This window comes from Alcanivorax sp. HI0044, from assembly GCF_001634945.1.
In genome coordinates this window covers 1-1082 of the sequence record NZ_LWEZ01001383.1, presented here as the reverse complement: position 1 = coordinate 1082, position 1082 = coordinate 1, and the positions used below count along the sequence as shown (strand labels likewise).

Genomic DNA, 1082 nt, shown 5'->3' with positions numbered 1-1082 from the left:
GACGCGGCTATTTGGCGCGATCCGGCGCGCATAGCATCGGTAGATGGTCCGGCAATTGCAAGTCCGTGGCGGTGCCGCAATGAAAAGACCCCCTGAGCGGTACAAGAAGATAGACAGCGGTCATTTCACTCCGTTCATCGGTCATTTTCGGTAAAACGGCGCCAAGACATATTTTGAGACGGTTGCTATTCGTATGCTCTCACTTCGCTTTGCTACTATCAGCGCTTACATGACAGGGTGTCACCGCGCTGAAGATAAAACGTCACAAATAATCCATATACTCAAAATGCGCCGCCCTGGCCTGCATGGAGTAAGACTTTGAGCACTACGACAACACAGAAATCTTCCTATTCTCGCGAGGACCTCCTCGCCTGTGCGCACGGTGAGCTGTTTGGCCCCGGCAATGCGCGACTGCCTTTACCCAACATGCTGATGATGGACCGCATCACCCATATCAGCGAACAGGGCGGCAAATACGGCAAAGGCGAAATCGTTGCCGAGCTGGATATCCGGCCGGACCTCTGGTTCTTCGATTGCCACTTCGAAAGTGACCCGGTGATGCCGGGCTGCCTGGGCCTGGATGCCACCTGGCAATTGCTGGGCTTTTTCCTGGGCTGGGTGGGCAACCCGGGCCGTGGGCGCGCTCTGGGCGTGGGCAATGTGAAGTTTTCTGGCCAGGTGCTGCCCACTGCCAAGAAACTGACTTACCGAATCGACCTGAAACGGGTCATTTCCCGCAAACTGGTGCTCGGCCTGGCCGATGCCACCGTGTCCGTGGACGGGAAAGACATCTACCAGGCCGACGACCTGAAAGTTGGCCTGTTCACTTCCACCGACGGTTTTTAGGAGCGACTCATGCGCCGCGTAGTAATCACCGGGATGGGCATTGTCTCCTGTCTGGGCAACGACACAGACAGCGTCACCCGTTCATTGCGGGAAGGCCGCTCCGGTATTCGCTTTAAAGAGGAATACCAGGAAATCGGCATGCGCAGCCAGGTAGCAGGCACACCCACTATCCAGCTGGACGACTTCATTGACCGCAAGCCACGCCGCTTTATGGGCGATGCGGCTGCCTACGCCTA

General features: G+C 56.8%; 2 protein-coding genes. Both read left to right on the top strand.

Annotated features, from left to right (window positions below; translation table 11 throughout):
- Positions 1–318: 318 nt before the first annotated feature.
- Positions 319–846 (top strand): 3-hydroxyacyl-[acyl-carrier-protein] dehydratase FabA, encoded by a 528-nt coding sequence (gene fabA, locus A3730_RS20430; RefSeq protein ID WP_039926983.1) that lies wholly within the window; start codon positions 319–321, stop codon positions 844–846.
- A 9-nt stretch (positions 847–855) separates the two neighbouring features.
- Positions 856–1082: beta-ketoacyl synthase N-terminal-like domain-containing protein (locus tag A3730_RS20425; RefSeq protein ID WP_304439515.1), on the top strand; the 227-nt coding region annotated here is incomplete at its 3' end.